13 protein-coding genes are annotated in these 12,366 nt (G+C 68.3%); all 13 read left to right on the top strand.

From position 1 onward, the window contains the following. Window positions 1–65 precede the first annotated feature (65 nt). The 13 genes from ACQCO7_RS29395 (at window position 66) to ACQCO7_RS29455 (ending at window position 12,313) form a co-directional block, all read left to right on the top strand. Window positions 66–713, top strand: a complete 648-nt coding sequence (locus ACQCO7_RS29395) for an L-threonylcarbamoyladenylate synthase (protein WP_464074635.1) — start codon at window positions 66–68, stop codon at window positions 711–713. A gap of 46 nt (window positions 714–759) precedes the next feature. Then, the gene (locus ACQCO7_RS29400; RefSeq protein WP_010357471.1) at window positions 760–1,419 is read left to right on the top strand and encodes an arsenate reductase/protein-tyrosine-phosphatase family protein; all 660 of its coding nucleotides are present in this window, start codon (window positions 760–762) and stop codon (window positions 1,417–1,419) included. A gap of 84 nt (window positions 1,420–1,503) precedes the next feature. Further along, window positions 1,504–2,745, top strand: coding sequence for a serine hydroxymethyltransferase (locus ACQCO7_RS29405; RefSeq protein WP_464074636.1), 1,242 nt, complete (start codon window positions 1,504–1,506; stop codon window positions 2,743–2,745). A 139-nt stretch (window positions 2,746–2,884) separates the two neighbouring features. Next, complete coding sequence (locus ACQCO7_RS29410; RefSeq protein WP_464074637.1) at window positions 2,885–4,183, top strand: MraY family glycosyltransferase; 1,299 nt, start codon at window positions 2,885–2,887, stop codon at window positions 4,181–4,183. Window positions 4,184–4,518: 335 nt separating this feature from the next. Continuing rightward, window positions 4,519–4,932 carry a hypothetical protein gene (locus tag ACQCO7_RS29415; RefSeq protein WP_464074638.1) on the top strand — a complete coding sequence of 138 codons (414 nt, stop codon included), beginning with the start codon at window positions 4,519–4,521 and terminating at the stop codon, window positions 4,930–4,932. Between the two features lie 225 nt (window positions 4,933–5,157). Then, window positions 5,158–5,985 (top strand): F0F1 ATP synthase subunit A, encoded by an 828-nt coding sequence (gene atpB, locus ACQCO7_RS29420; RefSeq protein WP_010357476.1) that lies wholly within the window; start codon window positions 5,158–5,160, stop codon window positions 5,983–5,985. 78 nt (window positions 5,986–6,063) lie between these two features. Then, the gene (locus ACQCO7_RS29425) at window positions 6,064–6,312 is read left to right on the top strand and encodes an ATP synthase subunit c family protein (RefSeq protein ID WP_010357477.1); all 249 of its coding nucleotides are present in this window, start codon (window positions 6,064–6,066) and stop codon (window positions 6,310–6,312) included. 41 nt (window positions 6,313–6,353) lie between these two features. Beyond that, a complete protein-coding gene (locus ACQCO7_RS29430; protein ID WP_464074639.1) occupies window positions 6,354–6,899 on the top strand; it encodes a F0F1 ATP synthase subunit B in 546 nt (181 codons plus the stop codon). After that, a complete protein-coding gene (locus tag ACQCO7_RS29435; RefSeq protein WP_464074640.1) occupies window positions 6,896–7,711 on the top strand; it encodes a F0F1 ATP synthase subunit delta in 816 nt (271 codons plus the stop codon). Before ACQCO7_RS29430 ends, ACQCO7_RS29435 begins: the two co-directional genes overlap by 4 nt. Before the next feature lie 131 nt (window positions 7,712–7,842). Then, the gene (atpA, locus tag ACQCO7_RS29440) at window positions 7,843–9,426 is read left to right on the top strand and encodes a F0F1 ATP synthase subunit alpha (protein ID WP_409117140.1); all 1,584 of its coding nucleotides are present in this window, start codon (window positions 7,843–7,845) and stop codon (window positions 9,424–9,426) included. Window positions 9,427–9,447: 21 nt separating this feature from the next. After that, window positions 9,448–10,368: a F0F1 ATP synthase subunit gamma gene (locus ACQCO7_RS29445; RefSeq protein WP_464074641.1), complete on the top strand. Its 921-nt coding sequence runs from the start codon at window positions 9,448–9,450 to the stop codon at window positions 10,366–10,368. Further along, a complete protein-coding gene (gene atpD / locus ACQCO7_RS29450; protein ID WP_464074642.1) occupies window positions 10,368–11,804 on the top strand; it encodes a F0F1 ATP synthase subunit beta in 1,437 nt (478 codons plus the stop codon). Before ACQCO7_RS29445 ends, atpD begins: the two co-directional genes overlap by 1 nt. A gap of 134 nt (window positions 11,805–11,938) precedes the next feature. Beyond that, window positions 11,939–12,313: a F0F1 ATP synthase subunit epsilon gene (locus tag ACQCO7_RS29455; protein ID WP_010357483.1), complete on the top strand. Its 375-nt coding sequence runs from the start codon at window positions 11,939–11,941 to the stop codon at window positions 12,311–12,313. Window positions 12,314–12,366 lie beyond the last annotated feature (53 nt).

Below are 12,366 nucleotides of genomic sequence, written 5' to 3' on the forward strand. Positions count from 1 at the left end.
GCCGTGATGGCTATTTCTTACGTGACGGCTGTTTCTTACGTATTCGAGCAGGAGGGCCGCTAGACATGGCACGGCGATACGACACCAACGACGCGACCGACCGTACGACCGGTCTGCGCGAGGCCGCGTCCGCCGTCCGCCGGGGCGAGCTGGTCGTGCTGCCCACCGACACGGTGTACGGGATCGGCGCCGACGCGTTCTCCTCCGAGGCCGTGGCGGAACTCCTCGACGCGAAGGGGCGGGGCCGCAACATGCCCACGCCCGTTCTCATCGGCTCGCCCAACACCCTGCACGGGCTCGTCACCGACTTCTCCGAGCTCGCCTGGGAACTCGTCGACGCGTTCTGGCCCGGTGCGCTCACGCTCGTCGCCCGTCATCAGCCGTCCCTCCAGTGGGACCTCGGGGACACGCGCGGGACCGTCGCCGTGCGGATGCCGCTGCACCCCGTCGCCATCGAGCTGCTCACCGAGGTCGGGCCCATGGCCGTGTCCTCCGCCAACCTCACCGGGCATCCCGCGCCGGAGAACTGCGACGAGGCCCAGGGCATGCTCGGCGACTCCGTCTCCGTCTACCTCGACGGCGGGTCCACGCCCGGGAACGTGCCCTCCTCCATCGTCGACGTCACCCGTGAGGTGCCCGTCCTGCTGCGGGAGGGTGCGATCACCGTCGAGGAGCTGCGGAAGGTCGTACCCGATCTTGAGGTGGCGAATTGACGGGGCCCGTGCGCGCCGTCCTCCCGGCCGGGCGGGGGGTCACCCCATGCCGGGCATAGGCGGTGGGGAGTCGGCCGCCGAGATCACGACGACGTTCGGGTTTCCCCGGGACAGTTTCCGGATTCTGCACGTCAGTACGGGGAACGTGTGCCGGTCGCCCATCACCGAGCGGCTCACCCGGCACTTCGTCGCCGAGCGGCTCGGGATCCTCGGGGGCGGGCTCATCATCGAGAGCGCCGGGACGTGGGGGCACGAGGGTGCCCCCATGGAGGCCAACGCGGAGGCCGTTCTCGCCGAGTTCGGGGCGGACTCCTCCGGGTTCACCGGGCGGGAGCTGCTCGACGAGCACGTCATCCGGGCCGACCTCGTGCTGACCGCTACCCGGGATCACCGGGCTCAGGTCATCTCCATGGGGCACTCCGCGGGGCTGCGCACCTTCACGCTGAAGGAGTTCACGCGGCTCGTGCGGGCCATAGACCCCGCTACCCTGCCCTCCCTGGACGAGGGCGTCGTCATGCGCGCCCGTGCGCTGGTGCGGGCCGCTGCCGCCCTCCGGGGGTGGCTCCTCGCGCCTACCGCCGAGGCGGACGAGGTGCATGATCCGTACGGGGCTCCGCTGCCGTTCTTCCGGTCCGTCGGCGGCGAGATACATCAGGCGCTGGATCCTGTTGTGACCGCTCTTACCGGGGTGCCGGCGCGCATGTAGGTGCGTGGGCGGAGTCCCGCCGTGTGGGTTGTCGTGGTTCGGCCTACATTGGGGGTACGTCCGCTTCGAGGCTCGGAGCCTGTCATGGTCGTTTCTCTGTCTGGGCCGGAGGCCGGGGTTCTGCTGCGGCAGGACCCCGAGATCGCCGAGGTTCTGGTGGGGGAGCGGCGGCGGCAGGCTTCCGGGCTGCAACTTGCCGCCGCCGAGAATTTCTGTTCGCCCGCCGTGCTGGCCGCGCTGGGGTCCGTGCTCGCCAACAAGTACGCCGAGGGGTATCCCGGGGCTCGGCATCATGGCGGGTGCGAGATGGTGGATGTGGCCGAGCGGGTCGCTGTGGAGCGGGCCAAAGGGCTGTTCGGGGCCGGGCACGCGAACGTGCAGCCCCATTCGGGGTCCTCGGCCGTGCTTGCCGCGTATGCCGCCTTGTTGCGGCCCGGGGACACCGTGCTCGCTCTGGGGCTGCGGGACGGGGGGCATCTGACTCATGGGTCGCCCGTCAACTTTTCCGGGCGGTGGTTCTCTTTCGTGTCGTACGGGGTGGACGCGGAGACCGGGTTCGTCGATCACGACGCCGTGCGGGAGCTGGCTCGGGTGCATCGGCCCAAGGCGATCGTCTGCGGGTCCATCGCCTATCCGCGCCATCTCGACTACGGGGTCTTCCGGGAGGTCGCCGATGAGGTGGGGGCCTATCTGATCGCCGACGCCGCTCATCCCATCGGGTTGGTCGCCGGAGGGGTCGCGCCCAGTCCTGTGCCGTACGCCGATGTGGTGTGTGCGACCACCCACAAGGTGCTGCGGGGGCCTCGGGGCGGGATGGTGCTGTGCGGGGAGGAGCTGGCGGAACGGGTCGACCGGGCCGTTTTTCCGTTCACTCAGGGTGGGGCCCAGATGCATGCGGTGGCTGCCAAGGCCGTGGCGTTCGGAGAGGCCGCGGCTCCTGGGTTCGCGCGGTACGCGCGGCAGGTCGTCGCCAATGCCCGGGTGGTGGCGGCCGGGTTGGCCGCCGAGGGGATGCGGGTCGTCACCGGGGGGACGGATACGCATCTTGTCGTCGTCGATCCGTCGCCTTTGGGGGTCGACGCGAAGGTTGCCCGGGGGCGGCTGGCGGCCGTTGGGGTGGTTCTGGACTGTTGTGTTCTGCCGGGGGGTGGGGGGCGCGGGCTGCGGTTGGGGACCGCCGCCGTGACCACCCAGGGGATGGGGGAGGCCGAGATGGCTCGTGTCGCCGCGCTGCTCGCAGGGGTCGTACGAGGTGAGGTGACCGCGCGGAGAGGGCGTGAGGAAGTGGAGGAGCTGGTTCGGGAATGGCCGCCGTATCCGGACTGAACGGACGGTCCGGGGTACACGTACAAGGGACCGCACAGCCGGACGTGCAACCATCGTGGCTACCCGGATGTCCTTACCCGTATGCGCTCGTCGCTAGGGTGTGGGGCTGAGATGGCCAGCGAGACCTGTGGGGAAGCCCGTGCGTGAATACCTGCTGACGCTCTGCGTCACGGCCGCGGTGACGTATCTGCTGACCGGGCCGGTGCGGAAGTTCGCGATCGTGGCCGGGGCGATGCCGGAGATCCGGGCGCGTGACGTGCACCGGGAACCGACTCCGCGGCTCGGTGGGATCGCGATGTTCTTCGGGCTGTGCGCGGGGTTGTTGGTCGCGGATCATCTGACCAACCTCAACGAGGTGTTCGAGAAGTCGAGCGAGCCCCGGGCCCTGCTGTCCGGGGCCGCGCTGATCTGGCTGATCGGGGTGCTCGACGACAAGTTCGAGATCGACGCGCTGATCAAGCTCGGTGCGCAGATGATCGCCGCCGGTGTCATGGTCGTCCAGGGTCTGACGATCCTGTGGCTGCCGATCCCGTTCGTGGGGACCGTCGCGTTGACGCAGTGGCAGGGGACCCTGCTGACAGTCGCGCTGGTCGTCATCACGATCAACGCCGTGAACTTCGTGGACGGCCTCGACGGCCTCGCGGCCGGCATGGTGTGCATCGCCGCCGCCGCGTTCTTCATGTACGCCTACCGGATCTGGTACTCGTACGGCATCGAGGCCGCCGCCCCGGCGACGCTGTTCTCGGCGATCCTGATGGGGATGTGCCTCGGCTTCCTGCCGCACAACATGCATCCGGCGCGGATCTTCATGGGCGACTCGGGGTCGATGCTGATCGGGCTGATCCTGGCGGCGGGCGCGATCTCGATCACCGGCCAGGTGGACCCGGACGCGATGAAGCTGTACGTCGGGTCCGAGCGCGACGCCGTCCACCAGATGGTGCCGGTGTACATCCCGCTGCTGATGCCGCTGACCATCATCGCGATCCCCGCGGCCGACCTGATCCTCGCGATCGTGCGGCGGACCTGGAAGGGACAGTCGCCGTTCGCCGCGGACCGGGGTCACCTGCACCACCGGCTCCTGGAGGTCGGCCACTCGCACAGCCGGGCCGTGCTGATCATGTACTTCTGGTCGGCGCTGATCGCGTTCGGGGCGCTGGCCTACTCCGTCAACTCGGCGTCGATGTGGATCGTCCTCGGCGTCGCGGCGCTGAGCGCGTTCGGCCTGGTCCTGTTGCTGCTGCCCCGCTTCACGCCGCGCGCCCCGCGGTGGGCCCAGACGTTCCTCCCGCCGCGCTACCGGCGCCGCAGGGCCGTGCCGGCGCCCCTCCCGGTGGCGGCGGAGGAGGCCGAGGAGCGCACTCCGGTGGGCGCGGGAGCGGCGGGCGGCGTCAACGGGGCTACCGCCGTGGGGGGTCGGACCCGGTTCCCCCGAAGGTGAGAACGTTTTGAGCGGGGTCCAGCTCAAAGTAAGAATCTGACTAGAGCATTGCCAAGTCGTGGGGGAAGCTAGAGGGTGCGAAGGGGGCAATACCAGACAAGCTCCCCCGGTTTTCGCTCAGGCGCGCGCTTTCACTCTCATGTGTGACAGTCAGCACCCCTTCGAGGTAAAGACCTCATCAAATAGTTTGTGATACGGTTCACGAGAACCCCGGACAGAGCCGAAGGACCGCAGTGCGACGGTCCGAAGGTCTGAGGTCTCACCCCCTCGAACCGGGACTACGCTCGTCCATGACGACACCCCTTCCCCACTTTTTTGAACGCGGAGTTGCCGCCATGCCGTCCAACGACGTCCGGATTTTGGCCCAGGCCGCTGTGCCCACAGCCGCCGCCGGTGCGATCGCCGCCGTGGTGAGCGGCGTGGTCGCGGGCGGCAAGGGTGCCATCGGGGCGGTCGTCGCGACGGTCGTGGTGGTCCTCTTCATGGGGATCGGGCTGTACGTGCTCCAGCGCACGGCCAAAACGCTTCCGCATCTCTTCCAGTCCATGGGACTGATGCTCTACGCGGCGCAGCTCCTGCTGCTCTTCGTCTTCATGGCCATGTTCAAGAACACCACCCTGTTCAACCCCCGGGCCTTCGCCATCACGCTCGTCGTCGCCACCCTCGCGTGGATCGCGGCTCAGACGCGTGCTCACATGAAAGCCAAGATCCTCTACGTCGAGCCCGAAAAATCGGGGCACTCGTCGTGAGAGGTAGGGGTGGGATAAAGACGCACGACAGACCCTGCTATCGTCCGGTGCCAACTGCGGCATCGCGGGCGCGGGCATTCGAGCTGACGCCTGTTCATTCGCGAGGCGAGATGCCCCTGAGCCGCCCCCACATCCGTAACACCAGTCCCGTGCCGAACGGCGGCCCCGTGCCGCGCCGACACAACGAGGTTGCCGTACCTATGCGCCACGACGAAGGAGCCCGCGGTGAGTGCTGACCCGACGCAGACGCTCGCTTTCGACACGAGTTGTCACCTGTTCGACGGGTGTGGCTTCGACACGGTCGCTCCGGGCCTGCACTCGTTCCTGTTCAAGCCGCTCTTCGGAGACGCGGACAGCAACCTGTACTTCAACAAGACGATGCTGCTGGCGCTCCTCGGCTCGATCATCATCGTCGGCTTCTTCTGGGCCGCCTTCGCCAGGCCGAAGGTCGTCCCGGGCAAGCTCCAGATGGTCGCCGAAGCCGGCTACGACTTCATCCGCCGCGGCGTCGTCTACGAGACGATCGGAAAGAAGGAGGGTGAGAAGTACGTACCTCTCATCGTCTCCCTCTTCTTCTTCATCTGGGTGATGAACCTCTGGTCGATCATTCCGCTCGCCCAGTTCCCGGTCACCTCGATCATCGCCTACCCGGCGGGCCTCGCGGGTCTGGTGTACATCCTGTGGGTGTCCCTGACCTTCAAGCGGCACGGATTCGTCGGCGCCTTCAAGAACTTCAGCGGCTACGACAAGTCCCTCGGCGCGGTCCTGCCGATGGTCATGACCCTCGAACTGCTCTCGAACCTGATCGTGCGCCCCTTCACGCACGCGGTCCGGCTCTTCGCGAACATGTTCGCCGGCCACACCCTGCTGCTGCTCTTCACCATCGCCAGCTGGTACATGCTCAACGGCATCGGTATCGCCTACTCCGGCGTGTCCTTCGTGATGGTCATCGTGATGACGGCCTTCGAGCTCTTCATCCAGGCAGTTCAGGCGTACGTCTTCGTACTGCTGACCTGCACCTTCATCCAGGGCGCGCTCGCCGAGCACCACTGAGCACAGCCCGCTTCGCACCCCCCTAAGCACCCGGTGGCCAACCCCCACCGGACCTTGAAAGAGAAGGAAGAACCGGACATGTCCGCTCTCCAGACCCTTGCCGCCGGCGTCGAGATCAAGGGCAACCTCGGCTCCATCGGTTACGGCCTCGCCGCCATCGGCCCGGGCGTCGGCGTCGGCATCATCTTCGGTAACGGCACCCAGGCGCTCGCCCGCCAGCCCGAAGCTGCCGGCCTCATCCGCGCCAACCAGATCCTCGGCTTCGCCTTCTGTGAGGCGCTCGCGCTGATCGGTCTGGTCATGCCGTTCGTTTACCCGAGCGCCTGACCTGATCCGTCGGACCGCCCCTTTCGACGAAAGGCACTGATATGAGCCCTCTGGTTCTCATGGCGGCTGAGGAGGCGGAAAACCCCCTCATCCCGCCGATCCCCGAGCTCGTCATCGGCCTCATCGCCTTCGTCATCGTCTTCGGCTTCCTCGCCAAGAAGCTCCTCCCGAACATCAACAAGGTTCTGGAAGAGCGTCGCGAGGCCATCGAGGGCGGTATCGAAGACGCGCAGGCCATGCAGCAGGAAGCCCAGAGCGTCCTGGAGCAGTACAAGGCCCAGCTCGCCGAGGCCCGTCACGAGGCCGCCCGGCTGCGCCAGGAGGCGCAGGAGCAGGGCGCCACGCTGATCGCCGAGATGCGCGCCGAAGGCCAGCGCCAGCGCGAGGAGATCGTCGCCGCCGGCCACGCGCAGATCGCGGCCGACCGCAAGGCGGCCTCCTCCGCGCTGCGCCAGGACGTCGGCAAGCTCGCCACCGACCTGGCCGGCAAGCTCGTCGGCGAGTCCCTCGAGGACCACGCCCGGCAGAGCCGTGTGATCGACCGCTTCCTCGACGACCTTGAGGAGAAGGCCGAGGCCACGCGATGAACGGAGCCAGCCGCGAGGCCCTGGCCGCCGCACGGGAGCGCCTCGACGCGCTGACCGACGCCACGTCGGTCGACGCGAGCGCGCTCGCCGGTGAGCTGGCGTCCGTGACCGCACTGCTCGACCGCGAGGTCAGCTTGCGTCGGGTCCTCACCGACCCGGCGCAGTCCGGCGAGGCCAAGGCCGCGCTCGCCGCGCGCCTGCTCGGTGACCGGATCAGCGGCCCCGCCGCCGACCTGGTGGCCGGACTGGTCCGCGCCCGCTGGTCGCAGTCCCGCGACCTGGTGGACGCGCTGGAGGAACTGGCGAACATCGCCGACCTGACCTCCGCGCAGCGGACGGGCAGGCTCGACAGCGTCGAGGACGAACTGTTCCGCTTCGGACGGATCGTCTCCTCCTCCACCGAGCTGCGCGCCGCGCTGACCGATCGGAAGGCCACCGCCGCGGCCAAGAGCGAGCTGCTCGGCAGCCTGCTGGCGCGCCGTGCGGACGCGGCCACCGAACGGCTGGTGACGCGCCTGGTGACCGCGCCGCGTGGACGTAGCCTGGAATCGGGCCTGGAGGCCCTCTCCAAGCTCGCCGCCGAGCGCCGGGACCGGATCGTCGCCGTGGTCACCTCGGCGGTCCCGCTGAGCGACGGCCAGAAGCAGCGCCTCGGCGCCGCCCTCGCCAAGCTCTACGGCCGCTCGATGCACCTCAACCTCGACGTCGACCCCGAGGTCGTCGGCGGGATCCGGGTGCAGGTCGGTGACGAGGTCATCAACGGCTCGGTCGCGGACCGTATCGAGGACGCCGCCCGCCGTATGGCGAGCTAAGCAGTAACAGAACGTAATACGGCCCGCGTTGGGCCGTGCAAGAGGATTCACCTCGTTCAGGGGGGAGTCCGAAGTCGAGACATCCCCCCAAAGTGAAACTTCGGGCCCAACAAGGAGAGCAGGGAACCCAGATGTCGGAGCTCACGATCCGGCCGGAGGAGATCCGGGACGCGCTGGAGACCTTCGTCCAGTCGTACCAGCCGGACGCGGCCTCGCGCGAGGAGGTCGGTACGGTCACCCTTGCCGGCGACGGCATCGCGAAGGTCGAGGGCCTTCCCTCGGCCATGGCCAACGAACTGCTGAAGTTCGAGGACGGCACCCTCGGCCTCGCGCTGAACCTGGAAGAGCGCGAGATCGGCGCCATCGTCCTCGGCGAGTTCAGCGGCATCGAGGAGGGCCAGTCGGTGCACCGCACCGGAGAGGTCCTCTCCGTCGCGGTCGGCGAGGGCTACCTCGGCCGCGTCGTCGACCCGCTCGGCAACCCGATCGACGGCCTCGGCGAGATCGAGACGTCCGGCCGCCGCGCCCTGGAGCTCCAGGCTCCCGGCGTCATGGCCCGTAAGTCGGTGCACGAGCCGATGGAGACCGGCTACAAGGCCGTCGACGCCATGACCCCGATCGGCCGCGGCCAGCGCCAGCTGATCATCGGCGACCGCCAGACCGGCAAGACCGCCCTGGCCGTCGACACGATCATCAACCAGCGCGACAACTGGCGCTCCGGCGACCCGAAGAAGCAGGTCCGCTGCGTCTACGTCGCCATCGGCCAGAAGGGCTCGACCATCGCCTCCGTGCGTGGCGCCCTCGAAGAGGCCGGCGCGCTGGAGTACACGACCATCGTCGCGGCCCCCGCGTCCGACCCGGCCGGCTTCAAGTACCTGGCGCCGTACACCGGTTCCGCCATCGGCCAGCAGTGGATGTACGAGGGCAAGCACGTCCTCATCATCTTCGACGACCTGTCGAAGCAGGCCGACGCCTACCGCGCCGTCTCCCTCCTGCTGCGCCGCCCGCCGGGCCGCGAGGCGTACCCGGGTGACGTCTTCTACCTGCACTCCCGTCTCCTGGAGCGCTGCGCGAAGCTCTCCGACGACCTGGGCGCCGGCTCGATGACCGGTCTGCCGATCGTCGAGACCAAGGCGAACGACGTCTCGGCGTTCATCCCGACCAACGTCATCTCCATCACCGACGGCCAGTGCTTCCTGGAGTCGGACCTGTTCAACGCCGGTCAGCGCCCCGCGCTGAACGTCGGTATCTCCGTCTCCCGAGTCGGCGGTTCCGCTCAGCACAAGGCGATGCGCCAGGTCTCCGGCCGACTGCGCCTCGACCTCGCCCAGTACCGCGAGCTGGAGGCGTTCGCCGCCTTCGGTTCCGACCTGGACGCCGCGTCGAAGGCCCAGCTGGAGCGTGGTTCGCGACTGGTCGAGCTGCTCAAGCAGGCTCAGTACCAGCCGATGGCCACCGAGGACCAGGTCGTCTCCATCTGGGCCGGTACCAACGGCAAGATGGACGAGGTTCCGGTCGTCGACATCCGCCGCTTCGAGAAGGAGCTGCTGGAGTACCTGCACCGCAAGGAGCAGGGCCTCATGACCTCCATCAAGGAGGGCGCGAAGATGTCGAACGACACCATCCAGGCGATCGACGACGCCGTCGCGGAGTTCAAGAAGCAGTTCGAGACCGCGGACGGCAAGCTGCTCGGCGAAGACTCCGCCGCCAAGTGACGTAAGGAAGGGACCTGACTCATGGGAGCCCAGCTCCGGGTCTACAAGCGTCGCATCCGATCCGTCACCGCGACCAAGAAGATCACCAAGGCGATGGAGATGATCGCCGCCTCGCGCGTCGTCAAGGCGCAGCGCAAGGTGGCGGCCTCCGCGCCGTACGCGACCGAGCTGACGCGCGCGGTCACGGCGGTCGGGACCGGTTCGAACACGAAGCACCCGCTGACCACGCAGGCCGAGACCGTCGTACGGTCCGCGGTCCTGCTGCTGACCAGCGACCGCGGTCTGGCCGGCGCCTTCAACTCCAACGCCATCAAGGCGGCGGAGCAGCTCACGGCCCGACTCGAGGCCGAGGGCAAGGAGGTCGACACGTACATCGTCGGCCGCCGTGGCGTCGCGCACTACAACTTCCGTGAGCGCACGATCGCGGACTCGTGGTCGGGCTTCACGGACGAACCGACGTACGCGGACGCCAAGAACGTCGCGGCGCCGCTGATCGAGGCGATCGAGAAGGACACGGCGGACGGCGGGGTGGACGAGATCCACATCGTGTTCACCGAGTTCGTCTCGATGATGACGCAGTCGGCGCTCGACGACCGCCTGCTGCCGCTCAGCCTCGACGAGACGGTCGGCTCGGCCGAGTCCAAGCAGGGCGAGATCCTTCCCCTGTACGACTTCGAGCCCTCGGCGGAGGACGTCCTCGACGCCCTGCTGCCGCGCTATGTGGAGAGCCGCGTCTACAACGCGCTGCTCCAGTCGGCGGCTTCGAAGCACGCGGCGACGCGGCGTGCGATGAAGTCGGCCACCGACAACGCGGGTGAGCTGATCGAGACGCTCTCCCGCCTTGCCAACGCGGCCCGCCAGGCCGAAATCACCCAGGAAATCAGCGAGATCGTCGGTGGCACCGCAGCCCTCGCCGACGCGACCGCGGGGAGTGACCGCTAATGACCACCACTGTTGAGACCGCGACGGCCACGGGCCGCGTCGCCCGGGTCATCGGCCCGGTCGTCGACGTGGAGTTCCCCGTCGACGCCATGCCGGAGATCTACAACGCGCTGCACGTCGAGGTGGCCGACCCGGCCCTGGACGGCGCGCAGAAGACGCTGACCCTGGAGGTCGCCCAGCACCTGGGTGACGGCCTGGTCCGCACCATCTCCATGCAGCCCACCGACGGCCTGGTCCGCCAGGCCCCGGTGACCGACACGGGCACGGGCATCACCGTCCCCGTCGGTGACTTCACCAAGGGCAAGGTGTTCAACACCCTCGGCGAGGTCCTGAACACCGACGAGACGTACGAGGGCGAGCGCTGGTCCATCCACCGCAAGGCCCCGCGCTTCGACGAGCTCGAGTCGAAGACCGAGATGTTCGAGACCGGCGTCAAGGTCATCGACCTGCTCACCCCGTACGTCAAGGGCGGCAAGATCGGCCTGTTCGGCGGTGCCGGCGTCGGCAAGACGGTGCTCATCCAGGAGATGATCTACCGCGTCGCCAACAACCACGACGGTGTCTCCGTGTTCGCCGGTGTCGGCGAGCGCACCCGTGAGGGCAACGACCTCATCGAGGAGATGGCCGACTCGGGCGTCATCGACAAGACGGCCCTCGTCTTCGGCCAGATGGACGAGCCCCCGGGCACCCGTCTGCGCGTGGCCCTCGCGGGTCTGACCATGGCGGAGTACTTCCGCGATGTGCAGAAGCAGGACGTGCTGTTCTTCATCGACAACATCTTCCGCTTCACGCAGGCCGGTTCCGAGGTCTCGACCCTGCTCGGCCGCATGCCGTCCGCCGTGGGTTACCAGCCGAACCTGGCCGACGAGATGGGTCTCCTCCAGGAGCGCATCACCTCGACCCGCGGTCACTCGATCACCTCGATGCAGGCGATCTACGTCCCCGCGGACGACCTGACCGACCCGGCCCCGGCCACCACCTTCGCCCACCTCGACGCGACGACGGTTCTCTCCCGTCCGATCTCCGAGAAGGGCATCTACCCGGCCGTGGACCCGCTGGACTCCACGTCCCGCATCCTGGACCCCCGCTACATCGCGGCGGACCACTACAACACCGCGATGCGCGTCAAGACGGTCCTCCAGAAGTACAAGGACCTCCAGGACATCATCGCGATCCTCGGCATCGACGAGCTGGGCGAGGAGGACAAGCTCACCGTCCACCGCGCCCGTCGCGTGGAGCGCTTCCTGTCCCAGAACACCCACGTCGCCAAGCAGTTCACCGGCGTCGACGGGTCGGACGTACCGCTGGACGAGTCGATCACGGCGTTCAACGCGATCATCGACGGCGACTACGACCACTTCCCGGAGCAGGCGTTCTTCCTCTGCGGCGGTATCGAGGACCTGAAGGCCAACGCCAAGGAGCTGGGCGTCTCCTGACGCTTTTGGCGCTCGGTAGGTGAGCGTCAGAGCTCGTGAAGAGGGGCGGGTGCGTCCCGCCCCTCTTCTCACTCCCCTTAGACTTGTAACCAACACCCGGCAGGACCGCCGGGTGGTGACCCGAGGAGCCAACCTTGGCTGCTGAGCTGCACGTCGCGCTGGTCGCGGCCGACCGAGAGGTCTGGTCGGGCGACGCCACTCTCGTCGTCGCGCGCACCACGTCCGGCGACATCGGCGTCATGCCCGGTCACCAGCCGCTGCTCGGTGTGCTGGAGTCGGGCCCGGTGACCATCCGTACGAGTGACGGCGGGACCGTCGTCGCCGCGGTGCACGGCGGATTCGTCTCGTTCGCCGACAACAAGCTGTCGCTGCTGGCGGAGGTCGCCGAGCTGTCGGACGAGATCGACGTCCAGCGCGTCGAGCGGGAGCTGGAGCGCGCGAAGACCGAGGGGGACGCCGCCGCCGAGCGGCGCGCCGAGGTCCGACTGCGCGCGGCGGCCACGCATTGATCGCAGCGCCCATGTGATGCCAGTCATTCAGCCGCGGCCGGCCCGGAGCGATC

It is taken from the genome of Streptomyces saintjeani, assembly GCF_055409605.1.

What these genes read in the sequence shown, in the direction of transcription:
- ACQCO7_RS29395 (WP_464074635.1), top strand. Translation starts at nt 66, where the DNA reads ATGGCACGGCGATACGACACCAACGACGCGACCGACCGTACGACCGGT.
- ACQCO7_RS29400 (WP_010357471.1), top strand. Translation starts at nt 760, where the DNA reads ATGCCGGGCATAGGCGGTGGGGAGTCGGCCGCCGAGATCACGACGACG.
- ACQCO7_RS29405 (WP_464074636.1), top strand. Translation starts at nt 1,504, where the DNA reads ATGGTCGTTTCTCTGTCTGGGCCGGAGGCCGGGGTTCTGCTGCGGCAG.
- ACQCO7_RS29415 (WP_464074638.1), top strand. Translation starts at nt 4,519, where the DNA reads ATGCCGTCCAACGACGTCCGGATTTTGGCCCAGGCCGCTGTGCCCACA.
- ACQCO7_RS29425 (WP_010357477.1), top strand. Translation starts at nt 6,064, where the DNA reads ATGTCCGCTCTCCAGACCCTTGCCGCCGGCGTCGAGATCAAGGGCAAC.
- ACQCO7_RS29430 (WP_464074639.1), top strand. Translation starts at nt 6,354, where the DNA reads ATGAGCCCTCTGGTTCTCATGGCGGCTGAGGAGGCGGAAAACCCCCTC.
- ACQCO7_RS29435 (WP_464074640.1), top strand. Translation starts at nt 6,896, where the DNA reads ATGAACGGAGCCAGCCGCGAGGCCCTGGCCGCCGCACGGGAGCGCCTC.
- atpA (WP_409117140.1), top strand. Translation starts at nt 7,843, where the DNA reads ATGTCGGAGCTCACGATCCGGCCGGAGGAGATCCGGGACGCGCTGGAG.
- ACQCO7_RS29445 (WP_464074641.1), top strand. Translation starts at nt 9,448, where the DNA reads ATGGGAGCCCAGCTCCGGGTCTACAAGCGTCGCATCCGATCCGTCACC.
- atpD (WP_464074642.1), top strand. Translation starts at nt 10,368, where the DNA reads ATGACCACCACTGTTGAGACCGCGACGGCCACGGGCCGCGTCGCCCGG.